Origin of the sequence: Eikenella glucosivorans, from assembly GCF_016025525.2 — a bacterium.
Classification (GTDB): domain Bacteria; phylum Pseudomonadota; class Gammaproteobacteria; order Burkholderiales; family Neisseriaceae; genus Eikenella; species Eikenella glucosivorans.
The window spans coordinates 294780-318513 of sequence record NZ_JACSGR010000002.1 but is presented as its reverse complement, the minus strand read 5'-3'; the positions used below and the strand labels follow the sequence as shown (position 1 = coordinate 318513).

General features: G+C 61.1%; 22 protein-coding genes. 15 read left to right on the top strand and 7 right to left on the bottom strand.

Annotated features, from left to right (window positions below; translation table 11 throughout):
* Positions 1–443: 443 nt before the first annotated feature.
* The 3 genes from aroC to mutL all read left to right on the top strand — a co-directional run bounded on the left by aroC (position 444) and on the right by mutL (position 4531).
* Positions 444–1538 carry a chorismate synthase gene (gene aroC / locus H9Q10_RS03570; RefSeq protein WP_197902651.1) on the top strand — a complete coding sequence of 365 codons (1095 nt, stop codon included), beginning with the start codon at positions 444–446 and terminating at the stop codon, positions 1536–1538.
* Between the two features lie 11 nt (positions 1539–1549).
* Positions 1550–2290 (top strand): hypothetical protein, encoded by a 741-nt coding sequence (locus tag H9Q10_RS03565; RefSeq protein WP_197902650.1) that lies wholly within the window; start codon positions 1550–1552, stop codon positions 2288–2290.
* 252 nt (positions 2291–2542) lie between these two features.
* On the top strand, positions 2543–4531 hold the full coding sequence (mutL, locus tag H9Q10_RS03560; RefSeq protein WP_197902649.1) for a DNA mismatch repair endonuclease MutL: 1989 nt from the start codon (positions 2543–2545) through the stop codon (positions 4529–4531).
* Positions 4532–4755: 224 nt separating this feature from the next.
* Here the strand turns inward: mutL and H9Q10_RS03555 are convergent, their stop codons facing one another.
* From H9Q10_RS03555 to clpS, 3 genes are all read right to left on the bottom strand, one after another.
* Positions 4756–5400 carry a hypothetical protein gene (locus tag H9Q10_RS03555; RefSeq protein ID WP_197902648.1) on the bottom strand — a complete coding sequence of 215 codons (645 nt, stop codon included), beginning with the start codon at positions 5398–5400 and terminating at the stop codon, positions 4756–4758.
* 102 nt (positions 5401–5502) lie between these two features.
* Positions 5503–7803 (bottom strand): ATP-dependent Clp protease ATP-binding subunit ClpA, encoded by a 2301-nt coding sequence (gene clpA, locus H9Q10_RS03550; protein ID WP_197902647.1) that lies wholly within the window; start codon positions 7801–7803, stop codon positions 5503–5505.
* 2 nt (positions 7804–7805) lie between these two features.
* The gene (gene clpS, locus H9Q10_RS03545; RefSeq protein WP_197902646.1) at positions 7806–8111 is read right to left on the bottom strand and encodes an ATP-dependent Clp protease adapter ClpS; all 306 of its coding nucleotides are present in this window, start codon (positions 8109–8111) and stop codon (positions 7806–7808) included.
* Between the two features lie 361 nt (positions 8112–8472).
* Between clpS and H9Q10_RS03540 the strand changes: the two genes are divergently transcribed.
* The 6 genes from H9Q10_RS03540 to rfaE1 all read left to right on the top strand — a co-directional run bounded on the left by H9Q10_RS03540 (position 8473) and on the right by rfaE1 (position 15275).
* Positions 8473–8676 carry a cold-shock protein gene (locus H9Q10_RS03540; protein ID WP_197902645.1) on the top strand — a complete coding sequence of 68 codons (204 nt, stop codon included), beginning with the start codon at positions 8473–8475 and terminating at the stop codon, positions 8674–8676.
* Positions 8677–8965: 289 nt separating this feature from the next.
* Positions 8966–10435, top strand: coding sequence for a DegQ family serine endoprotease (locus H9Q10_RS03535; RefSeq protein ID WP_197902644.1), 1470 nt, complete (start codon positions 8966–8968; stop codon positions 10433–10435).
* A 96-nt stretch (positions 10436–10531) separates the two neighbouring features.
* Positions 10532–12472: an ATP-binding cassette domain-containing protein gene (locus H9Q10_RS03530; protein WP_197902643.1), complete on the top strand. Its 1941-nt coding sequence runs from the start codon at positions 10532–10534 to the stop codon at positions 12470–12472.
* 1 nt (position 12473) lies between these two features.
* Positions 12474–12986: a hypothetical protein gene (locus tag H9Q10_RS03525; protein WP_197902642.1), complete on the top strand. Its 513-nt coding sequence runs from the start codon at positions 12474–12476 to the stop codon at positions 12984–12986.
* A 94-nt stretch (positions 12987–13080) separates the two neighbouring features.
* Positions 13081–14157 carry a peptide chain release factor 1 gene (gene prfA, locus H9Q10_RS03520; RefSeq protein WP_197902641.1) on the top strand — a complete coding sequence of 359 codons (1077 nt, stop codon included), beginning with the start codon at positions 13081–13083 and terminating at the stop codon, positions 14155–14157.
* Between the two features lie 146 nt (positions 14158–14303).
* A complete protein-coding gene (gene rfaE1 / locus H9Q10_RS03515; RefSeq protein WP_197902640.1) occupies positions 14304–15275 on the top strand; it encodes a D-glycero-beta-D-manno-heptose-7-phosphate kinase in 972 nt (323 codons plus the stop codon).
* 202 nt (positions 15276–15477) lie between these two features.
* Here the strand turns inward: rfaE1 and H9Q10_RS03510 are convergent, their stop codons facing one another.
* The 4 genes from H9Q10_RS03510 to H9Q10_RS03495 all read right to left on the bottom strand — a co-directional run bounded on the left by H9Q10_RS03510 (position 15478) and on the right by H9Q10_RS03495 (position 18631).
* On the bottom strand, positions 15478–16254 hold the full coding sequence (locus H9Q10_RS03510; RefSeq protein WP_197902639.1) for a ferredoxin--NADP reductase: 777 nt from the start codon (positions 16252–16254) through the stop codon (positions 15478–15480).
* 8 nt (positions 16255–16262) lie between these two features.
* On the bottom strand, positions 16263–17057 hold the full coding sequence (locus H9Q10_RS03505; RefSeq protein ID WP_197902638.1) for a J domain-containing protein: 795 nt from the start codon (positions 17055–17057) through the stop codon (positions 16263–16265).
* 210 nt (positions 17058–17267) lie between these two features.
* The gene (locus H9Q10_RS03500) at positions 17268–17714 is read right to left on the bottom strand and encodes a DUF4124 domain-containing protein (protein WP_197902637.1); all 447 of its coding nucleotides are present in this window, start codon (positions 17712–17714) and stop codon (positions 17268–17270) included.
* 107 nt (positions 17715–17821) lie between these two features.
* Positions 17822–18631, bottom strand: a complete 810-nt coding sequence (locus H9Q10_RS03495) for an outer membrane protein assembly factor BamD (RefSeq protein ID WP_197902636.1) — start codon at positions 18629–18631, stop codon at positions 17822–17824.
* On the opposite strand from H9Q10_RS03495, the gene rluD reads away from it, so the two are divergent.
* The 6 genes from rluD (at position 18630) to menA (ending at position 23626) form a co-directional block, all read left to right on the top strand.
* Positions 18630–19748: a 23S rRNA pseudouridine(1911/1915/1917) synthase RluD gene (rluD, locus tag H9Q10_RS03490; protein ID WP_197902635.1), complete on the top strand. Its 1119-nt coding sequence runs from the start codon at positions 18630–18632 to the stop codon at positions 19746–19748. The two genes, H9Q10_RS03495 and rluD, sit on opposite strands and share 2 nt — an antisense overlap.
* A gap of 108 nt (positions 19749–19856) precedes the next feature.
* A complete protein-coding gene (locus H9Q10_RS03485) occupies positions 19857–20411 on the top strand; it encodes a hypothetical protein (RefSeq protein ID WP_197902634.1) in 555 nt (184 codons plus the stop codon).
* A gap of 232 nt (positions 20412–20643) precedes the next feature.
* The gene (thiL, locus tag H9Q10_RS03480) at positions 20644–21630 is read left to right on the top strand and encodes a thiamine-phosphate kinase (protein ID WP_197902633.1); all 987 of its coding nucleotides are present in this window, start codon (positions 20644–20646) and stop codon (positions 21628–21630) included.
* Complete coding sequence (locus H9Q10_RS03475; protein WP_197902632.1) at positions 21623–22126, top strand: phosphatidylglycerophosphatase A family protein; 504 nt, start codon at positions 21623–21625, stop codon at positions 22124–22126. The genes thiL and H9Q10_RS03475 overlap by 8 nt, the downstream gene beginning before the upstream one ends.
* 9 nt (positions 22127–22135) lie before the next feature.
* Complete coding sequence (locus tag H9Q10_RS03470; RefSeq protein WP_197902631.1) at positions 22136–22615, top strand: DUF4279 domain-containing protein; 480 nt, start codon at positions 22136–22138, stop codon at positions 22613–22615.
* A 96-nt stretch (positions 22616–22711) separates the two neighbouring features.
* On the top strand, positions 22712–23626 hold the full coding sequence (gene menA / locus H9Q10_RS03465; RefSeq protein WP_197902630.1) for a 1,4-dihydroxy-2-naphthoate octaprenyltransferase: 915 nt from the start codon (positions 22712–22714) through the stop codon (positions 23624–23626).
* Positions 23627–23734 lie beyond the last annotated feature (108 nt).

Genomic DNA, 23734 nt, shown 5'->3' with positions numbered 1-23734 from the left:
TCACACCGATTAAAATACAGAACTCCTAGTGCGAATGGCTCGGCTGTGCCACCCCTGCTGGCGCAGCCGAACGGAGCGCGGTTTTTCGGGGAACAAGGGCACGCCCTGTTCGAAGCGGCGCAGCCGCAAGTTCGGGCCCGCCCGAAAAACCGTGCGGAGTGAGGGAAGTTTGGCGAAGCCAAACCTGTGCCCGCAGTCGCCTTTCTTTGCTTCCTTTCTTTGGCGAAGCAAAGAAAGGAAGTGCCCGCGCCGGCATGAGGCGCAAGGGTGAACGAAGTATAAATGGCGAAGGCTACCTGAAATTTGGAAGCTGCCTAAAGACAAGTCATTGTTTTATAAGCAGCAAGCCAAATTTCGCAATAAACCTATTTTTCAGGTAGCCCCTTATCCTCATCCCCTTTGTGCTACACTTGCCCGCATTTTCATACCCAGTAAACACCATCATGCCCGGCAACTCCTTCGGACAACTCTTCCGCATCACCACCTTCGGCGAAAGCCACGGCGCCGGCATCGGCTGCATCATCGACGGCTGCCCGCCCGGCCTCCCGCTTGCCGAGTCCGACATCCAGCCCGACCTAAACCGCCGCCGCCCCGGCACCAGCCGCCACGTTACCCAGCGCCGCGAAGCCGACCAGGTGGAAATCCTCTCCGGCGTATTCGAAGGCCGCACCACCGGCACGCCCATCGCCCTCTTTATCCGCAACACCGACCAGCGCAGCCGCGACTACGGCAGCATCGCCCGGCAATTCCGCCCCGGCCACGCCGACTACACCTATTGGCACAAATACGGCATCCGCGACTACCGCGGCGGCGGCCGCAGCTCCGCCCGCGAAACCGCCGCCCGCGTGGCCGCCGGCGCCGTGGCCAAAAAATGGCTGCGCGAGCAGTTCGGCACCGAAATCGTCTGCTGGGTAACGCAGGTGGGCGAACGCGAAATCGCCTTTGAAGGCGAAGAATTTATCAGCCAAAACCCCTTCTTCGCCGCCAACCAATCGCAAATTGCCGATTTGGAAAACTACATGGATTCCGTGCGCAAATCGCTCGATTCCGTGGGCGCGCGGCTGCACATCGAAGCGCGCAGCGTGCCCGTCGGCTTCGGCGAGCCCGTGTTCGGCCGCCTCGACGCCGACATCGCCCACGCCCTGATGGGCATCAACGCCGTGAAAGCCGTATCCATCGGCGACGGCTTCGACGTGGTGGCGCAACGCGGCAGCCAACATGGCGACGAACTCACGCCAGAAGGCTTCGCCAGCAACCATTCCGGCGGCATCCTCGGCGGCATCTCCACCGGCCAAACCATCCGCGCCGACTTCGCCGTGAAGCCCACCAGCTCCATCGCCACCCCGCGCCGCAGCATCGACATCCACGGCCAGCCCGTGCTGCTCGAAACCCACGGCCGCCACGACCCCTGCGTCGGCCTGCGTGCCGCCCCCATCGCCGAAGCTATGCTCGCCCTCGTGCTCATCGACCACGCCCTGCGCCACCGCGCCCAAAATGCCGACGTGCGCGTGGATACGCCGGATATTGAACGCCACTAAGGCCGACAACTATGCACGCCACGCCCACCCAAACTCCCCGCCCTATCGCACGCTGGCGCATTGCCGCACACGTTTTGTGGGCACTGGCATGGCTGGTCGTGACCGCTCGATTTGCCGTGCAGCAGCACATCGTGCTAAAGATGGCCGCGCTGCTGCCGTTGGTTTACGGCACAGTCTGCTGTTCGACCGCATGGCAGATGTGGCGCCGACGGCAGGCGGTGCTGGCGCGGCTCGCCAACCCGCAAGCGCCCAAGTTTTCTCTGCGGTTTACCACCACACCCATCCTGCACAGCCTATTTTATGCCGCCGCCTGCGCCCTGATTGCCCTGTTTGCCGCCCGCTGGCTGCTACGTGATTTTGCGCTGTCGGGCGGTGCGGCGGCGCTGGAATTTTTGTTTACAGTGGTCATCCCCACCGCAGCCGCGGCCGTAGGTTTTGCCCGCGGCATCATCCGTGCCCGCCGCTGCACCTACCGCGCCGAGAGCGATACCTTTGAAATCAGGCGCCTGCGCGGGCTGTCATGGCACACCGAACGCCGTTGCCGCGCCGCCAACTTTGCCGGCATCCGGCTCACCAGCCGAACCAAGCGTGCCAACGGCAAAGCCAACAACGAAGCCTTGTGGCTGGAAGGCAAAGGCGGGCGGGTGCTGCTGGGCAAGGCAGACGCCATCCGCAGCGGCGGCCCCATGCGCGACCTCGCCGCCGATATTTTCGCCGCCAGCGGCCTGCCGATACTGCCCGATTCGGATTGAAGCAAACTTTTCAGGTAGCCTTCCAAGCAGCCTGTCTGCCCCAAAGGCTACCTGAAAACGTAAGCTTCAACAAAGTTAAAATAAGCGAAACGAGTTTCTGCGCCGCTAAAAACATTTCCTTCCACCACAGCCGTTTACCCGCACGGCAAGCCTAGCCGAACCGTAAACCAACCGCCGTAACCCGGGCACTCCTGCCCGACACCGCACAAAAGGCTACCTGAAATTTCAGGTAGCCCGCACCCCGAGACCATCATGCCCCGCATCCACGCCCTGCCCGACCACCTCGTGAACCAGATCGCCGCCGGCGAAGTGGTGGAACGCCCCGCCGCCGCGCTCAAAGAAATCATCGAAAACAGCCTCGATGCCGGCGCCACCCGCATCCAAGCCGAGCTTGCCGGCGGCGGCATCCGACTTATCCGCGTGGCCGACAACGGCAGCGGCATCCACCCCGACGACCTCCCCCTCGCCCTCTCCCGCCACGCCACCAGCAAAATCGCCTCGCTGCAAGATTTGGAACACGTGCGCAGTATGGGCTTCCGCGGCGAAGGGCTCGCCAGCATTGCCTCCGTGTCGCGCCTCACCCTCACCAGCCGCCAGGAAGGCAGCCCCGCCGCCCGCCAAGTGCGCGCCCGCGACGGCCAAATTGAGTCCGCCGCCCCCGCCGCCCACCCCGTCGGCACCAGCGTGGAAGTGGCCGACCTCTTTTTCAACACCCCCGCCCGCCGCAAATTCCTCAAATCCGAAAACACCGAATACGCCCACTGCGCCGCCGTGTTCGACCGCCTCGCCCTCGCCCACCCGCAAGTGGCGTTCACCCTTTCCCACAACGGCAAAACCACCGCCAACTATCCCGCCCAAAGCCTGAGCGAACGCATCGCCGCCGTGCTCGGCCAAGATTTTCAGGTAGCCTCCCTGCCCGTCGACAGCGGCAGCGGCCTCCTCCGCCTGCACGGCCTCATCGCCAAGCCCACCTTCACCCAAGGCCGCAGCAGCCAGCAGTATTGCTTTGTAAACAACCGCTTCGTGCGCGACAAAGTCATGCTGCACGCCGTGAAGCAGGCCTACCGCGACGTGCTGCACCAGCAAATCACCCCCGCCTTCGCCCTTTTCCTCGAGCTGCCGCCCGAGATGGTCGATGTCAACGTCCACCCCACCAAAACCGAAATCCGCTTCCGCGACAGCCAAGCCGTGCACCAGCTCATCTTCCACACCCTCAACAAAGCCCTCGCCGACACCCGCGCCAGCCAAACCGACAGCGTGGGCAACGCCGGCAGCCTGCTGCAACAGCTGCACAAGCAAAGGCTACCTGAAAACGAACGTAGTGAGTTTCTGCGCAGCAAAAACGAGCGCAACGAGTTTCGCCAAAACGAACGTAGTGAGTTTCCGCACAATCAAAGCGAGCAAAATCCGTTTCCCTCAAACGAACCCGGCAGATTGGCAAGCGCCTCCAACCCGTTTTCAGACAGCCCGCAGCAGCGCCCTGCCGCCTACGCCCCCGCCCCCCGGCAGCAACGCCTCACCCTGCAAGAAAGCCGCGCCGCCTGGCAAACTTATGCCGAACTCTACAAACACAGCGGCAGCGAAGACCCCGAACTCGCCGCCCTCGAACAAAGCCGCCTTGCCCCCCACGCCGAAGCCGATTCCCCGTCCGAAGAATACCCCCTCGGCTTCGCCATCGCCCAACTGCTCGGCATCTACATCCTCGCCCAAGCCGAAAACAGCCTGCTGCTCATCGACATGCACGCCGCCGCCGAGCGCGTGAACTACGAAAAAATGAAAGCCCAGCGCCAAAGCCACGGCAGCCTGCGCAGCCAGCAGCTGCTTATCCCCGTGAGCTTCGAAGCCAGCCACGAAGAAATGGCCGCCCTAGCCGAACACGCCGACCTGCTGCGCCAATACGGCCTCGACTGCTCCACCATCGGCAGCCACAGCATCGCCGTGCGCGCCGTGCCGCAGATGCTCGGCAAAGCCGACATCGCCGAGCTCGCCCGAAGCATGCTGCGCGAAGCCGCCCACACCGGCAGCATCCAAACCGTGGAAGCGCGCGAAAACCGCCTCCTCAGCACCATGGCCTGCCACGGCTCCGTGCGCGCCGGCCGCCGCCTCACCCTGCCCGAAATGAACGCCCTGCTGCGCGACATGGAAAACACCCCCCGCAGCAACCAATGCAACCACGGCCGCCCCACCTGGGTCAAACTCTCCCTCGCCGATTTGGACGCCCTATTCCTGCGCGGCCAGTAGCCAAGCCGCCGCCTGTTGGGCAGGCAAAAAAAAGGCTGCCTGAAAGCATCAGCTTCAGCGAAGCCAAACTTGTAGCCCGCATTGAAGCCTGCTTTTTCAGGTAGCCTTATCCACATGAAGCAATCATGCAATGCCATTATGTTTTTCAGGCAGCCTCAGTCGAATAAAGGCTACCTGAAAAAATAGGCAGGAACAAAACGGAAACCCGGTTTACCCAAACAAAATCAAAACACACGCTGTACCAACGGCCTGAACGACTTGCTTTCCAGTTCACCGAGCCCGTAAATTTTGGCCGCGCCGCCGTGCGGACGGGTTTGAAACTGGAAATCAAGCTTGGCATCGCGCCATTGCAGCCCGGAGGAAATATTGGCAACTAGGCAGTCGCCGCTTTGGCGGCTGCAAAACTCCAGCCAAGCGCGGCTGAGTGAAAAAAATTTTTCATCACTTTCGTGAGCCACCCGGATTTTAGATTGGCTATATTGCACCATGAGAAACCGGAAAATCGGCAGGATTTTTTCGCGATCATCGGCACGATAATGGCTGGTCATATCGCTGCCATAAGCCCTGCTTTTCATGTCTTCAACCGTTACCGGAGCTTCCGTCAAAACATCAGGAGAAAACAGCCATATATCCAAAACCAGCGAATCGTCTTTTGCCAACCCGTTGGCAAATGCAGCCAACTCTCTGTCTTCTCCTGCCAAGGAAGCAGGGGCACTAGCAGCTGCCGTAGAAGCCACGACCAATGGCATAGGCGGACTTACCGACTGCTGCCCGCTTGCAGCCGCAGCTTCTTGCTCTGGCGTGGATGGCGAACACGCAGTCAGCAAACCGGCTGTCAATATTGTGGCAATGCTTAGGTATTGCTTCATATCATCTCCCTATAACCATTTAAGTTGATAACGTTATTATATTTTCAGGTAGCCTCTATCCGGATAGAGGCTACCTGAAAATTTGTATCGCACCAATCCGCCTCAACTGCCGGCGTCCACCACTTTGCCGCGTTTGGTTTTGGCGGCGGAGAAGGAGAGCGTCACCTTGTCGCCTTTGGTGTCATAGCCGATGGTGACTTCGCCGCCTTTGCTCAAGCGGCCGAAGAGCAGCTCGTCGGCCAGCACGCGGCGGATTTTGTCTTGAATCAGCCGCTGCATGGGGCGGGCGCCCATTTGCGGGTCGAAACCCTGCTCGGCCAGATAGCTGCGCAGGCCAGTGGTGAAGTGGGCTTCCACGTTTTTCGCCAGCAGCTGCTGCTCGAGGGCAATCAGGAATTTATCGGTTACCTTGGCGATGATTTCGTTGTCCAGCGGGGCGAAGGAAATCACGGCATCGAGGCGGTTGCGGAATTCGGGGGTGAAGGCTTTTTTCAGCGCTTCGCCCTCGTCGCCGCTCATGCGCTGGCGGGTGAAGCCGAGCACGGGGCGGCTGAGGCTTTCGGCACCGGCATTGGTGGTCATGATCACGATGGTGTTGCGGAAATCGGTTTTGCGGCCGTTGTTGTCGGTGAGCGTGCCATAGTCCATGATTTGCAACAAAATATTGTGCACATCAGGGTGGGCTTTTTCGATTTCGTCTAGGAGCAGTACGCAGAAGGGCTGCTTGTTGACGGCTTCGGTGAGCAGGCCGCTCTGCTCGAAGCCCACATAGCCGGGCGGCGCGCCGATGAGCCGGGCCACGGCGTGCCGCTCCATGTATTCGGACATATCGAAGCGTTGCAGCGGCACGCCCAAAATATAGGCGAGCTGACGGGCCACTTCGGTTTTGCCCACGCCGGTGGGGCCGGAAAACAGGAAGCTGCCGATGGGTTTTTCCGTTTGCCCCAATCCGGAGCGCGACATTTTGATGGCGGCGGCCAGCGCTTCGATGGCTGTGTCTTGGCCGAACACCATGTTTTTCAGGTTGCGCTCGAGGTGGCGCAGCACTTCTTTGTCGTCTTTGGATACGGTCTGCTCGGGAATGCGGGCGATTTTGGCCACCACTTCTTCTATCTGCGCGGCTTCAATCACATCGCGCCGTTTGTCGCCGGGCAGGATGCGCTGGGCGGCGGCGGCTTCGTCAATCAAATCGATGGCTTTATCGGGCAGGAAACGGTCGTTCAGGTAGCGCACGGAAAGCTCGGCGGCGGCGCTGAGGGCGTGCTGGGAGAAGCGGATTTGGTGGAAGGATTCGAGCGCGGGTTGCAGCCCTTTGAGGATTTCCACGGTTTCGGCCACGCTGGGCTCGGCCACGTCGATTTTCTGGAAGCGGCGGCTGAGGGCGTGGTCTTTGGCGAAGATGGTGCGGTATTCGTCGTAGGTGGTGGCACCGATGCAGCGCAGATGGCCTTTGGAAAGGGCGGGCTTGAGCAGGTTGGAGGCATCCATGGTGCTGCCGGTGGTGCTGCCTGCGCCGATGATGGTGTGGATTTCGTCGATAAACAGGATGGAATGTTCGATTTTGGCCAATTCTTTGAGCACGGCTTTGATGCGGGCTTCAAAGTCGCCGCGGTATTTGGTGCCGGCTAGGAGCGAGCCCATGTCCAGCGCGAACACGGTGGCGCCGGCCAGCGCTTCGGGCACGTCGCCTTGCTCCAAACGGTAGGCCAGGCCTTCGGCCAGTGCGGTTTTGCCCACGCCGGCTTCACCCACCAGAAGCGGGTTGTTTTTACGGCGGCGGCACAGGGTTTGCATGAGGCGTTCCATTTCCATACCGCGCCCCACTAGGGCGTCGATGCGGCCTTCGCGCGCTTCAATATTCAGATTCACGGTGTATTTGGCCAGCGCGTGACGGATGGGTTTGTTTTCGCCCTCTTCGTCTGGCTCGGCTTCGCCTTCGGCTTTTTCGGTATCGTCCAAACGCTCGGGCACGATGCCGTGGGCCACGAAATTCAGAATCTCGCTGCGCCCCACCGCCTGCAGGCCGAGGAAATACACGGCATGGCTGTTTTTTTCCGACATCAGCGCCACCAGCACGTCCACCGGCATCACCTGCCGTTTGCCGGCCGACTGCACGTGCACAATCGCCCGCTGGATCACGCGCTGGAAGCCGAGCGTGGGCTGGGTTTCGCCCAAGTCGGGCGAATCTTCGGGCAGGATGGGCGTGTTTTCCTCAATGCTGATGGCCAGCTGCTCGGCCAGTAGCGGGATGTTCACGCCGCATTCTTTCAGCACCGCGCGCACCTCATCGCTCTCCTGCATTAGCGAGAGCAACAGGTGTTCGATGCCGATAAACTCATAACGTTGCGAGCGGGCGTCGGCATAAATCACCTGCAAAATGCTTTCCAGTTCTTTCGACAGCATAATCACACCTCCTCAACCGTGCACAGCAGCGGATGGCCGGCCTGCCGGGCCAGGTTTTGCACTTGCTGATGCTTGGTATCAGCAATATCTTTCTGATAAACGCCGCACAGGCCTTTGCCTTCATGATGCACTTGCAGCATCACCGCTTCGGCGCGGTTTTCAGGTAGCCTGAATACGTCCACCAGCAGCATCACCACAAAATCCATCGGCGTGTAATCGTCGTTTAACAAAAATACGCCGTATTGCTTGGGCGGCGGCAGCGGCTGCTGGTCGATCCGCGGTTTCACCGCCTGTTCGGTATCTGACATAAGATTTTATTATTCAATATAATACGGGCATTTTACACCGATACGCCCGTTTTGCGTTTTCCCGGGCAGCCCGCGGCCGCCAATTAACGGATAATGCCTGCGAATTATATTTAACGGTACTACAGAAAACAAAATAAGGGCAAAAGCTCGTTTTTCTGTCTGTTTTTTGCGATTTTTAACGTTATTATTCAAACATTACTTGACTGTTAACCCAGCCTGCGCGACACTTACCCCCGCAAGTGCGGCAGGCCGGGATCTTCCGGTTCGGCAGCTGAACTAACCGTTTAACCCAACACAGTCGTTTTCCTGCTTTGCCAACCTGCTTTTTTTGATATTTTGTTTTTTAGATAGGACGTTTAGTATGGCAACTGGTACTGTTAAATGGTTTAACGACGCTAAAGGCTTTGGTTTCATCACCCCCGACGAAGGCGGCGAAGATTTGTTCGCCCACTTCTCCGCAATCAACATGAACGGCTTCAAAACCTTGAAAGAAGGCCAGAAAGTTTCTTTCGACGTAACCACCGGCCCCAAAGGCAAGCAAGCCTCCAACATCCAGCCGGCCTAATCGGCTGTTTACCAACAAAGACAGGTGGTTGCCTGTCTTTTTGCATTGGAGCGGCACAACTTCTCACCGCCATGAATTGCCGCCCGCCAAAATATTTTTCAGGTAGCCTCTGCCACGCTACAGGCTACCTGAAAACCTTGCTTCAGCGAAGTTAAAACCAAACAAAACATCACTCCCGCCATACCAAACATCCTTTTCAACAGGCCAAACCCGCCGCCAAACTGGCCTCCAACCCGCGCTTGGGCTACAATTTCGCCACTGTCGTTTTCCCCATTCCTTATTCCCCGTCATGCACAAACCTTCCGCCCGCTTCCTCTTGCCCATCCTTTCCGCATTGTTCCTTTTAGGCGGATGCGGCCAAGGCGACTCCGCCGAATCCGGCGACTCCGCCTTCGTCAAAACCGTCAGCGCCCCGGCAGGCAGCGGCGGGGCCGATATGCTGCTGCCCGATTTCACCAAACTGGTGGAGCAGGCCGGCGGCGCCGTGGTCAACATCCAAGCCAGCCGCGTGGGCGACGGGCAAAACGCCTCCGGCCAAGACGGCCTCGACCAGATGCCGGAAAACGACGCCTTCTCCGAATTTTTCAAACGCCTGCAGCCCAACCAGTCCGACCTCATCGAATCGGACGAAGACGAATACAACTTCGGCTCCGGCTTCCTCATCAGTGCCGACGGCTACATCCTCACCAACACCCACGTGCTCAGCGGCATGAACAACATCAAAGTGGTGCTCAACAACCGCCGCGAATACACCGCCCGCCTGGTCGGATCCGACACGCAAACCGACATCGCCCTCCTGAAAATCGACGCACAAAACCTGCCCACCGTGAAAATCGGCAACCCGAAAGAATTGCGCGTGGGCGAATGGGTGGCCGCCATCGGCGCACCCTTCGGCTTCGACAACAGCGTGACCTCCGGCATCGTTTCCGCCAAAGGCCGTAGCCTGCCCAACGAAAACTACACCCCCTTCATCCAAACCGACGTGGCCATCAACCCCGGCAACTCCGGCGGCCCATTGTTTAACCTGCGCGGGCAGGTGGTGGGCGTGAACTCGCAGATTTATAGCCAATCCGGCGGCTTCATGGGCATTTCTTTCGCCATCCCGATTGATGTGGCCATGAACGTGGCCGACCAGCTGCGCCGCAACGGCAAGGTGGAGCGCGGCCGCATCGGCGTGGTGATTCAGGAAGTGAACTACGATTTGGCCAAATCCTTCGGCCTCGAAACCGCCAACGGCGCGCTGATTTCGCAGGTAACGCCCGACGGCCCCGCCGACAAAGCCGGCCTACAGCCCGGCGACATCGTGCAGAGCGTGAACGGCGAAACCGTGAAAGCCTCCAGCGACCTGCCCGTGCTCGTGGGCATGATGCCCCCCGGCACACGCCTCACTCTCGGCATCTGGCGCAACGGCAAACGCGAAGACGTGTCGGTTACCCTCGGCTCCGGCACCACCAACACTGCCGACAACGCCGCCCGTTCCGGCACCGAGCAAAATGCCGACAACGGCTCCGCCTTTACCTCTGAGCGCACCGGCCTGCAACTGCGCAAACACAGCCAAGGCCTGCTTATATTGCAGGCCACCGGCCCTGCCCAGCGTGCCGGCTTGCGCCGAGGCGATATCATCCTGATGGTCAACCGTACCGCCGTAAACGACGAAGCCGGCTTCAACCGGGCGGTCGGCGGTGCCGACAACGCCGTCGCCCTGCTCATTCAGCGCGGCAGCAGCAAACTGTTTTTGGCCCTCGAGCTCAACCGTTAGCCACGCATCCGCACAAAGGCTACCTGAAACCCGTTCACCCGCGCGCAGAACTTTTCAGGTAGCCTCTTAGCCATCCGCTAACACACCGTCTCAAACATGATAGAAATCAACCGCCTCACCCTCCAACGCGGCAACAAAGTCCTGCTCGAACAAGCCACCGCACGCATCGCCCCCGGCCGCCGCGTCGGCCTCATCGGCAAAAACGGCAGCGGCAAATCCAGCCTCTTCGCTCTCATCAAAGGCGAAATCGGCGCCGACGCCGGCGAAATCCGCCTGCCCCCGCATTGGAAACTCGCCGCCGTTGCCCAAGACACCCCCGCCCTCGACACCAGTGCCTTAGACTACGTCTTGCAAGGCGACGCCGAGCTGCAAACTTTTCAGGTAGCCCTCAAAGCAGCCGAAGAGCAAAACAACGGCCACGCCATCGCCGAATACCACACCAAGCTCGAAGAAATCGGCGCCTACAGCGCCCCCGCCCGCGCCGCCATGCTGCTCAGCGGCCTCGGCTTTTCCCAAGCCGAACACAGCCGCCCCGTCAAAGCCTTTTCCGGCGGCTGGCGCATGCGCCTCAACCTCGCCCAAGCCCTCATGTGCCGCGCCGACCTCCTCCTGCTCGACGAACCCACCAACCACCTTGATTTAGAAACCGTCCTCTGGCTGGAAAACCATCTCGCCGCCCTGCCCTGCACCCAAATCATCATCTCCCACGACCGCGATTTCCTCAACGCCGCCACCAACCACACCATTGAGCTCGCCCAACGCCAACTCCACAGCTACAGCGGCAACTACGACTCCTACCAGCAGCAACGCGCCCAACGCCTCGCCAACCAGCAGGCCGCCTACGTCAAACAGCAAGCCCACATCCAACACCTCCAATCCTTCATCGACCGCTTCAAAGCCAAAGCCACCAAAGCCAAACAAGCCCAAAGCCGCGTCAAAGCCCTCGCCAAACTCGAGCTCGTCGCCCCCGCCCACCTCGACAGCAGCTTCAGTTTCAGCTTCCCCCCGCCCGCTCACCTGCCCAACCCCCTAATCAAGCTCGATCATGTAAACCTCGGCTACAGCGGGCAAACCATCCTGCACCAAATCAGCCTCTCTCTCGAAAGCGGCGCCCGCCTCGGCCTGCTCGGCGTCAACGGCAGCGGCAAATCCACACTCATCAAAGCCCTTTCAGGTAGCCTTGAGCCACAAAGCGGCCAAATCATCCGCGCAGACAAACTTCAAATCGGCTATTTCGCCCAGCACCAGCTCGACACCCTCCGCCCCGACCAAAGCCCACTCTGGCACATCCAGCGCCTCAGCCCCGAAGCCAAAGAGCAAGACATCCGCAATTTCCTTGGCGGCTTCGACTTCGCCGGCGACATGGCCCTCCAGCCCATTGCCCCCTTCTCCGGCGGCGAAAAAGCCCGCCTCGCCCTCGCCCTCATCGTTTGGCAGCAGCCCAACCTGCTCCTGCTCGACGAGCCCACCAACCACCTCGACCTCGACATGCGCCACGCCCTCACCCTCGCCCTGCAAAGCTTCCAAGGCGCACTCATTGTCGTCTCCCACGACCGCAGCCTGCTCGAAGCCACCACCGACAGCTTCCTGCTCATCGACAAAGGCTACCTGAAAACATTCGACGGCGACCTCAACGACTACCGCCGCCTGCGCCTTGCCCAAAGCAATCCCGAAGCCGCCCCGCCCCCTTCCGCCGCCAACCAAAACCGCAAAGACGAAAAACGCCTTGCCGCCCAAATCCGCCAGCAACGCGCCCAACGCGGAAAACCCATCCAGCAGAAAATCGAACGCGCCGAGCAGCTCATAGCCAAGCTGTCTGCCGAACAAGCCGAATGCGAAACATTTCTCGCCGCCGAAGAGGCATATAAGGAACACAATAAAGCCAAATTGCACCAATACTTAGCCAAAACAGCCGAAGTCAAAGTACAATTAGCCCAAACAGAAGAAAGCTGGCTCGCCCTGCAAGAAGAATTGGAAGCCGTATATCGGGCAGTCGAGCAGGAATTCGGCCAGCAACCGCCAGAAAAGGGAAACTAACATGCAGAAATCATCGCTACTTACCATTCTCACCCTCGCCTGCCTCAGCGCCGGCGCCGCCCCCATCTACAACTGCGGCAACGGCAGCTACAGCAGCAAACCCGGCCCCGGCTGCCAGCGCGCCGACCTTCCCGCCATCGGCCGCTACACCAGCGCCCCCCGCCCGCGTCCCGCACCTCAGCCCACCTTAGCCGCCGCGCCTGCCCAAACCCGCGCCACTTCCGGCGGCCAGCAGGCAGCCGTGTACCGCGCCCCTGCCCCCGCCGCACCCGTGGCCGCCACCCCTTCCGGCCGCACCAACAGCGGCCGCCGCCTGATTCTCGAACAAGAACTGGCCAACGAGCGCCGCGCCCTGGCCGACGCGCAAAAAGCCCTCACCGAAAGCCGCACCCTGCCCAAAGGCGACCAGGCCGCCTACGCCGCCCACCAAGCCCGCGTGAGCAGCCTGCAAAGCGACGTGCTCGACCGCCAGCAAAACATCCAAGCCCTGCAGCGCGAACTCAGCCGCATGTAGGCCGCAGCGGCAAGCGCCGCCGTATTTGCTATAATCCTTTTCAGGTAGCCTCTTCATGGTTTGAGGCTACCTGAAAATTGTTTGAAAGCCCCACATGAAACCCTCAGTTTTAAGCAAGCTCCAAACCCTCTCCGAACGGCTCGAAGAAGTCACCGCCCTGCTCAGCACCCCCGAAGCCACCGCCGATATTTCCCGCTTCCGCCAGCTCAACCAAGAGCACGCCGAACTCACCCCCGTGGTCGAAGCCTACCGCCAATACCGCCAGGCCGAAAGCGACCTTGCCGACGCCGAAAGCATGCTTTCCGACCCCGAAATGAAAGACTTCGCCGCCGAAGAAATCGAAGCCGCCAAAGCCAAAATCAGCAGCCTCGACACCGAGCTGCAAAAGCTCCTGCTGCCTAAAGACGAAGACGACGGCAAAAACATCTTCCTCGAAATCCGCGCCGGCACCGGCGGCGACGAAGCCGCCCTCTTCGCCGCCGACCTCCTGCGCATGTACACCCGCTTTGCCGAACGCAACCGCTGGCAGGTGGAAATCGTCTCCGCCAACGAAAGCGACCTCGGCGGCTACAAAGAAGTCATCGCCCGCATCGCCGGCATCGGCGCCTACGGCCGGCTCAAGTTCGAGAGCGGCGGCCACCGCGTGCAGCGCGTGCCCGCCACCGAAAGCCAAGGCCGCATCCACACCTCCGCCTGCACCGTGGCCGTGATGCCCGAAGCCGACGAACTCGAAGAAATCCAGCTCAACCCCGCCGAGCTGCGCATCGACACCTTCCGCGCCTCCGGTGCCGGCGGCCAGCACATCAACAAAACCGACTCCGCCATCCGCATCACCCACCTGCCCACCGGCATGGTGGTCGAATGCCAAGACGGCCGCAGCCAGCACGCCAACAAAGCCCAAGCCATGAAAGTGCTCGCCGCCCGCCTCAACGACAAACAAAAGCGCGAAGCCCAAGCCAAAGAAGCCGCCGAACGCAAATCCCTCATCGGCAGCGGCGACCGCAGCGAGCGCATCCGCACCTATAACTACCCCCAAGGCCGCGTTACCGACCACCGCATCAACCTCACCCTGCACAAACTCGACTTTGTGATGGACGGCGACATGGAAGAAATCACCAACGCCCTGGTGGCCGAACACCAAGCCGAGCTTTTGGCCGCCATGGGCGAATAGTTTTCCGCTTGTTTTCAGGCAGCCTCACCCTAGCCAAAGGCTACCTGAAAACCGGCAGACGATAATTTTCAGGTAGCCTCATATAGGCACACAAACCGCCTCAAACCCTATCCTGCCAAACCACCCCAGCCGCAAAGGATTCCGCCATGCCCTTCTCCCTGCCCGATAACCCACTGAAACTCTTCCCTTCCGCCCGCGTCCTCGTGGTGGGTGACACTATGCTCGACCGCTACTGGTTCGGCGATGTGGAGCGCATTTCCCCCGAAGCGCCCGTGCCCGTGGCCAAAATCGAGCGCATGGACCAGCGCGCCGGCGGCGCAGGCAACGTAGCCCGCAACATCGCCTCGCTCGGCGGCCAAGTCGGCCTGCTCTCCATCGTGGGGCAAGACGAAGCCGCCCGCGAGCTGGAAAACATCATCCAAAGCAACGGCGTGCAAACCTTCCTCCAGCGTGATCCCGATATCGCCACCACCGTTAAGCTGCGCGTCCTCTCCCGCAACCAACAGCTCCTGCGCATCGATTTCGAAGAAAAACCCGGGCAAAACGTGCTCGGGCAGCTCAACCGGCAATTCCGCAGCCTGCTGCCCGACTACGATGCCGTCATCCTTTCCGACTACGGCAAAGGCTGCCTGCACCAAGTGGCCGACATGATCGACTTTGCCCGCGCCCACCGCAAACCCGTGCTCATCGACCCCAAAGGCGACGACTACGAAAAATACGCCGGCGCCCACCTCATCACCCCCAACCGCAGCGAACTGCGCCAAGTGGTCGGCGCCTGGCGCAGCGAGGCCGAGCTCACCGAAAAAGCCGAAGCCCTGCGCCGCCACCTGCAACTGAGCGCCCTGCTGCTCACCCGCAGCGAAGAAGGCATGAGCCTCTATGAGCCCGACCACATCAGCCACCAGCCCACCCGCGCGCAGGAAGTGTTCGACGTATCCGGCGCCGGCGACACCGTGATCGCCACCATGGGCCTCGCCCTGGCCGCCAAGCTCAACCTGCGCCAAGCCATGCACATCGCCAACGCCGCCGCCGGCGTGGTCGTGGCCAAACTCGGCACCGCCGTGTGCAGCCGGCAAGAGCTGGAAACCGCCCTGCAGCAGGATTTGGCCGCAGAATAAACCCCGCCTGCCTGCACAACAAAAGGCTACCTGAACATGCACCGACATTTTTCAGGTAGCCTTTTTGCCGCTACAACTGCCAATCCTTACGCCAAAGATCACCGCCGATAAACCCCTTGCTCCATAAAGCAGGCTACCTGAAAAACGAAACCCGTTTTTCAGGTAGCCTGCTTATTTCTCACAGCCAGTTGTTTATCCAAGCTTAAAACGCATTCTCCATCATAATCTGCCCGGGGATGCGGTTGCGGTGCATGGCGAAACCGAGTTGGAGCAGGGCTTGGAAGGTGTCTTTCACCATGGCTGGGTTGCCACACAGCATGAAGCGGCTGCGCTCGGGGCTGAAGGGCAAACCGAAGGCGCGGCTGAGGCTGCCGTCTTGCAAGAGTTGCGGCAGGCGGCTGTGCAGCATGCCGGGCTGCGGCTCGCGGGTGAGCACGGGCACGAAGCGCAGCTTGTGGAAATCCTCGCCCACCAGCGGGTGTTCGGCCAGGGCGCGGATGCGCTCGTTGAACACGGCTTCTTCGGCATAGGATACGGAATGCGCCAGCGCCAAGTGCTCGAAGCGCTGCCAAATCTGCGGCTGCTGCAAGATGGAAAGGAAGGGGGCGATACCGGAGCCGGTGCACAGCATGATCAGGTCCTGCCCGTCGGGGAAACGCTCGGGCAGCAGAAAGCCGGTGGCGGTTTTGTCGAGCAGGATGCGCTCGCCCTCTTGCAGAGCGGCAAATTTGGCCGACATGGGGCCGTTTTCAATCAAGACCACGAAGTATTCCAGCGTGTCGTCGTATTCGGCAGACACCACGGAATAGGCGCGCCAGATGAAGCCGGAATCCTGCGGGAAGCCGAGGCGGGAAAACTGCCCGGCGGCAAAGCGGTATTCGGTGGGGCGGCTGATAGCGAAACTCATCAGTTTCGGCGTGTGCCGTTTCACCCACAATACGGTTTCTTCGGTGTATTTGGGGGCGGGGGATGCGCTCATGATGTTCCTCAAGGTGTGGGCGGGAGCACGATGCCGGCATCGGGATACACCGGCGAATCGTCTTGCTTTTGAATCGGCCAGGCTTCGGTCTGGGTGTTTTTACCGCTGTCTAAGTCGATGTAAAACAGGCGGTATTGCCCGGCGCCCAGCTCGTATAGGGTGAAAAAGCCTCGGGCGGGCATATAGAAGGTGCGCACGTTTTGCCATGCTTCGCCCTGCTGCATTTGCAGCTCCACCAGGCGGTCGGCGCCGTGATTGGCGATGCTGGCGATGGATTGGCCGTTTTGCGCGGCCACGGGGTAGCCGGCGATGTAGTCGGAAAAATACGGCCAGGCGCTGCCGTTGGGGGCTTTGTCGGGGCGTTGGTAGGCTTTGCCGCTGCCGCTTTCGACCAACTGGGCCACGGCCGAAGGCGGGCTTTTCTGCGCGGCGCCCGGGCTGGCAAGCCACCACCAAGCCTGCAATACCAGCAAGCCCAGCAGCAGGCCGATACCCAGCACCAGCCAGAATTGTTTGTTGTTTTGCCGTTTGCGCCAGGCGATGGCGCGTTGCAGCAGGGGGCTGGCGGCTTTGGCCCGGCGTTGGGCGGCAATCCAGGCGTCGTGCCGTTTGCGCTGCTCGGGGTCGGAAAGCACGGCGTAGGCTTTGTTGACCAGCTGCATGATGCGCAGGGCTTCGGGGTTATCGGGGTTGAAATCGGGGTGATAGCGTTTCGACAGGCGGCGGTAGGCCTCGCGTATCTCCTGATCCGATGCGGTTTCGGACACGCGCAGGTTGCGGTAGTGCGTGGGGACGGCGGGCATGGGGCTACCTGAAAGTGTCAGCTTCAGCGAAGCTAAAACGATGTCTTGGCACAGCCAAGGCTGAGTTTCTGCGCAGCTAAAACGGCGCTTTGACCAAGTTAAAATGAGGCAGGATGTTGGCTGGGTGGCAACCGGCTTTGCTGGTTTTTCAGGTAGCCTTCAAACGCTTCAGGCTACCTGAAAATCAAACCGGAACGAAACGGTTGGCGCTTATTTGTTGAAGCTGTTCACTTCCTGCTGGGCGCGGTTCACTTCTTCTTCCAGCTTGCCCACGCGCTCGAGATAGCGGGCGTAGTTGCGTTCGTTGCCGTAGCGCACTTTGCGGCCTTCTTCCAGGTTTTGCTGGGCTTGGCGCAGGCGTTCGGCTGCGGCGGCGCGCTGGCTTTCGTTGGCGGCGGATTCAGCCGGGGCGGGCGCGGCGGCTGCGGGCTGGGCGGCGGGGCTGCCGGAATAGCTGGTGCTGCTGCCGGCTGACGGCGTGTGCGCCGGATAGGTGGTGACGCGGCCGAGGTTCACAGCGCGGCAATTGGCGCCGGGCGCGGGAGCAGAGGTGTAGGTGTGGCGGCCTTGGCGGTCGGTGCATTCGTAGGTAGCGGCGCTGGCGGCGGCGCAGAGGCCGAGCAGGCCGGCGGCGAACAGGGGGGAGAGTTTGTTCATGGCATATCCTTGTTGAAGTGAGGCATTTCAGCTGATAAAGGCTACCTGAAACGGGCAGCGCGAATTCCGCGCGGCTAAGCTTTTTCAGGTAGCCTCAAAGGGATGGCTTATTTCCAATAGCGCCACCACGGGATGTCGTCGGGCTGCCAGTCTTTCTGCAAATAGGGGCTTTGCGGGAAGTTTTGCGCCAGCACGCGGCGGGTGTCGTCGCTCAGCTTCTGCTGTTCCAGGCGTTTGTAGGCGGTCATCATGATGGCGAGCGATTCTTCCACGTAGCGCGTGTTTTGATAGCGGCTGATGATGCCTTGGGCGCGGTTGGCAGCGGCCAGATAGGCGCCGCGCTGCATATAGTAGCGGGCGATGGCGATTTCGTTGCCGCCCAGTGCGTCCACCAGGCGCTCCATTTTCTCGCGGGCATCGGCGGCATATTTGCTTTCGGGGAAACGGGTCACCAGTTCGTTAAACACCTGGTAGGCTTCGCGGTTGGCTTTCGGGTCACGGTCGGACCAATCCTGCGAGGCCAGCCGGTTGAAGATGGACTTGTCTTGGTTCAACACAATCAAGCCCTTCAGATACAGCGCGTAATCCGTGTTCGGATGGTTGGGATAGAGCTTGAGGAACTGCTCCACATGCGCCAGCGCCTGCGCCTGTTGGTCGTCTTTGTAATACACATAGGCGGTATCCAAGTGCGACTGCACCGCCTGGCGCGTGTTCGGGAAGCGCGCGCGCAGAATTTCATATAAGCGCACCGAACGGCTATAATTGCTGCTGTTCATCTCGTCGTGCGCCTCGGCATACAGCTTTTCCACCGACCAATCCTGCGTAACCTGCGCGTCTTTGCTCACGGCGGTGGTGGAAGTGCTGGAGCAGGCCGACAGCATCAGCGCCAACCCGGTAACCAAAAGAATCTTTTTCATGCAGAACATTTCTTCCTATAGCAATAACGACGCCGATTATAACGATGATTTCGACTTTTCGGCAGAGGCAGAAGCGGAAAATTGTATAAATTTAACCGTGCCCACCGATTTGGCCGGCCAGCGGCTCGATGCCGCCCTGGCCAAACTGCTGCCCGACTATTCCCGCAGCCGCCTCAGCGCCTGGATTAAAGACGGCGCCGTATTGCTGGGCGGCGAGCGCGCCCTGCCCAAAGAGCGGCTCATCGGCGGCGAAAAGCTCGAAGTGCGCATACAGCCCAGCCACGAAACCCAAGCCTTCCAGCCCGAGCCCATGCCGCTGGACATCGTGTTTGAAGACGACAGCGTGATGGTGCTGAACAAGCCCGCCGGCCTCGTCGTCCACCCCGCCGCCGGCAACTGGAGCGGCACCCTGCTCAACGGCCTGCTCGCCCACTGCCCCGCGCTGGCCGCCCTGCCCCGCGCCGGCATTGTGCACCGCCTCGACAAAGACACCAGCGGCCTGATGGTGGTGGCCAAAACCCCCGCCGCACAAAACAGCCTCGTGCAGCAGTTGCAGGCACGCAGCGTGAAGCGCATCTACCGCGCCGTGGCCGATGGCATCGTGCCCTTCGACGGCAAAATCGACACCCTCATCGGCCGCGATCCGCACAACCGCCTTAAAATGGCCGTGGTCGAATTCGGCGGCAAAAGAGCGATAACCCACGTGAAAGTGCTCGAGCGCTACCAAAGCCACAGTTACATCGAATGCGCCCTCGAAACCGGCCGCACCCACCAAATCCGCGTACACCTGCGCGAAGCCAACCACCCCCTCGCCGCCGACCCCGTATACGGCAACCCGCGCCACCCCGCCTCCGAAGCCGTGAAAGAAGCCGTGCGCCAGCTTGCCCGCCAAGCCCTACACGCCTACCGACTCAGCTTCACCCACCCCGCAAGCGGGCAAATCGTGCAGTTTGAAGCCCCCCTGCCCGAAGACATCCACCACCTGCTCTCCATATTGCGCTGGGAATGCGGCATGGACTCCCCCCTCAGCCACAGCCAGCCCCCCGCCGAGCCGGAAGGCGAAGACGATTGGAACGACGACGATTACGACGTGGAAACCATCTACGTGCGCGATTAGAGGCTACCTGAAAAATAAACTTCAACGAAGTGGAGCGATGTCTTAGCGCAGCCCAAGGCCGAATTTCTACGAAGCTAACAACCCCTCGAAACCAAAAGGAACGCCGCCATGCCCGCCAAACTCCTCCGCTTGTTCTGCCTGCTGGCCCTGCTTGCTGCCTGCGGCGAAGGCAAACTCGGCGCCAGCTGGGAAGAAGAAGTGCAGCTGGGCGACGGCACAGTAGTGCTGGTGCGGCGCACCTTGGAAGGCGACATCAACCACAACCCCGAAGGCGCCGACTTCAAACCGAGCAAAGACGAAGTGGTCGTGCTCGATGCCAAAGGGCTGGACAAGCCGCCCGTGTGGAACAGCAGATGGAGTCCCGTGCTGCTGGACAGGGATGCGCAAGGCGTATGGTATGTGGTGGTAACTCCTGATTACTGCTTCGATTGGCCGAGCCCCGGCTTTCCCTACACCCAATACAAAGCCATCAACGGCCAATGGCAGATAGTGCCGTTCGACCTCAGCTTGGGAGATGGTCGCCCCGCCAATTTGGAATGGCACATCAAACGGCAGATGCCGGAACGCTTGTATTTAAGGGATAAACCGTTTGAACCGGAAGGAACAGGATTGATGCCATACCGATTTCAAAAAATTAGGACATCTTATCATTCACCATGTTAACAAAGTCATTGTTGGAGATAGGTTATGATTAACATACAAGAATATGCACACTTAGCCGTCCGACAAACAGGCTACCTGAAAGCGTGAGCTTCAACGAAGTTAAAACGACTTCTTGGCGCAGCACAAACCAAATTTTCACGCAGCAAAACACCGGCTTCCGCCAAGCAAAAACATAAACCAAAGGCTACCTGAAATTTTCAGGTAGCATCCGCCCAACCCCAAACACCCCGCCATGCCCCAACCCACCACAAAACCACTCGGCGAATTCGACTTCATCCGCCGCTACCTCGCCGCCGAGCAGCCCGCCGACCCCCAACTCCTGCTCGGCATCGGCGACGACGCCGCCATCGTCCGCCCCCGCCCCGGCTATGATTTATGCTTTAGCAGCGACATGCTGCTTGCCGGCCGCCACTTTTTCCCCGAAGTCGCCCCCGCCGACCTCGCGCACAAAATCCTCGCCGTAAACATTTCCGACATGGCCGCCATGGGCGCCCGCCCCCGCTGGGTAATGCTCAGCGCCGCACTGCCCGCGCTCGATCCCGCCTGGCTGCAAGCATTTTCAGGTAGCCTCTTCGCCATGCTGCGCCAATACGGCCTCACCCTCATCGGCGGCGACACCACCAAAGGCGATCTCGCCTTCAACGTGGCCATCACCGGCGAGCTGCCCGCCGGCCAAGCCCTGCGCCGCAGCGGCGCGCAAAACGGCGACGACATTTGGGTGTCCGGCCGAATCGGCCTTGCCGCCGCCGCCCTGCACCACATCTGGCAAAAAATCAGGCTACCTGAAAACTTATTCGCCGAATGCGAAGCCGCCCGCCTGCGCCCCACCCCGCGCGTATCCCTCGGCCAAGCCCTGCTGCCCCTCGCCAGCACCGCGCAAGACATTTCCGACGGCCTCGCCCAAGACCTCAGCCACATCCTGCGCGCCTCCGGCACGGGAGCCGAGCTTAATGCCGACCTAGTGCCCACCGCCCCCGGCCTGCGCCAATGCCTGCCCGAGCAAGCTGTATACGAGCTCACCCTCGCCGGCGGCGACGACTACGAGCTCGTGTTCACCGCTCCGCCGCAAGCGCGCCCTGCCGTGCTCGCCGCCGCCGCAAGCAGCCGCACCCCCGTAGCCCGTATCGGCCGCATCAACGGTTCAGGCTACCTGAAAATCCTGCGCGCCAACGGCAACGAGCTGCATCTTTCCCATTTAGGATTCGACCACTTTGGCTAAACAAAAACCCGTCTTCCGCCCCACCCTGCGCTGGCTGCTGCGCCGCCCCGCCTGCTTCCTCGGCTTCGGCTTCGGCAGCGGCCTCGCCCCCGTTGCCCCCGGCACCTTCGGCACCCTGCCCGCCCTGCCCCTCGCCGCCCTGCTCATCGCGCTGGGCATCGACGGCTGGCTGCTCGCCCTCCTCTGCCTGCCCCTGTTTGCCGCCGGCATCTGGATTTGCAACCAAACCGAAGCCGCCCTCGGCGTGCACGATTACGGCGGCATCGTGTGGGACGAAATCGTGGCCATGCTGCTGGTGCTCGCCTTCACGCCCAATAGCTGGGCCTGGTGGCTCGCCGCCTTCGCCGCCTTCCGCTTCTTCGACGCGGTGAAGCCGCCGCCCATCCGCTGGTTCGACCAACGCGTGGACGGCGGCTTCGGCGTGATGCTCGACGACATCATCGCCGCGCTGATGAGCCTGATCGTGATCCGCGCCGCCGTATATTTAATTTATTGAAACAAGACAATGGATGCACCCAACCTCAACGAATGCTATATCTACTTCGCCCTCACCGGCCACGGTTTTAACCCCAACGCCATCAGTGCCGCCCTCAACATTTCCCCCACCCGTGCGGTGTATGAAGGCAGCCGCAGAGGGGGCAGGGTACCGAGCTATTCGAGCTGGGAATACGGCACGCCCCCCTTGCGCCACGGCGATGTATTCCGCCTGGACGAAATCGCCGACGAGCTCATCAATGCCCTGCTGCCCGTGCAGCAGCAAATTGCCGGGTTGATTCAGGCTTACCGGCTCGAAGCCTATCTGATGGTGGTGCTCACCGTGAGCACCGATGAGCGGGACTCCACCCCGGCCATCGGCTTCTCGCCCACAGTTATCGGCTTCTGCCACGCCGTGGGCGCCCGCATCGAATTCGACATATATCGAGGTTTACCGGAAGAGGGAAGCACAGGCCAAAGCGAAAACCAGCCGCAACGTATGCTGCATTGATGCCGCCAAAGTTTTTCGCTTCGCAGAACTCGCTTCGCCTGTTTTTATTTCATTGAAGCTGCACTTTCAGGTAGCCTCCCCTTATTCCCTTTTGTTATGCCCCTGTTTTCCACCCTGCTCACGCTCGCCCGCCCGCGCACCCTGCCGCTGGCCGCCGCCGCCATCATTTGCGGCAACGCCCTGGCCTGGCACGGCAATCCCGCCGCCTGGCGCTTCAGCGTGTTCGCCCTCTCCCTGCTCACCGCGCTCGCCCTGCAAATCGTGTCCAACATTGCCAACGACTACGGCGACGGCCTGCGCGGTACCGACCGCTGCCGCGCCCCCGAAGCCCCACAGCGCCTCACTGCTGAGCGGCGGGTGCACCCCGCCCGAGTGCGGCACATCCTTGCCGGCGCCATCCTCGCCACCCTGCTGCTTGGCAGCACCCTGCTCGCCGTCAGCCTGCACAGCCCGCGCGAATGGTTCGCCTTCCTGCTGCTCGGCGCGCTCGCCACCGCCGCCGCCCTCGGTTACACCCTCGGCCGCTACGCCTACGGCTACCACGGGCTGGGCGAAATCAGCGTATTCCTGTTTTTCGGCCTGCTCGGCGTACAGGGCAGCGCCTACCTGCAACAGAGCGCCTGCCCGGGCGCAGGCTGGCTGCCCGCCGCCGGCTGCGGCCTGCTCGCCGCCGGCGTGCTGCACATCAACAACATCCGCGACATCGAAAGCGACCGCCTCTCCGGCAAACACACCCCCGCCGCCCGCCTGGGCTTCTCCCGCAGCCAAACCCTGCACAGCCTGCTTCTTGCCGCCGCCCTCGCCTGCTACGCCGCCTATCCCGTTTCCTCCCCCGCCGGCCTCGTTTGGCTCGCCGCCCTGCCCCTGGCCGCCGCCCACCTGCGCCGCCTCTACACATCCGCCACCCCTGCCGCCGCCGGGCGCGAACTGGCGCCAATCGTGCGGCTGACGTTTATCGTCAACCTCCTGTTTGGCGCAGGTTTGCTGCTTGACTCCCTCATTCCCGCCTAACCCGCACATAACCAAAAGGCTACCTGAAAACCAAAAGGCTACCTGAAAACCAAAAGGCTACCTGAAAACCAAAAGGCTACCTGAAAACCAAAAGGCTACCTGAAAACT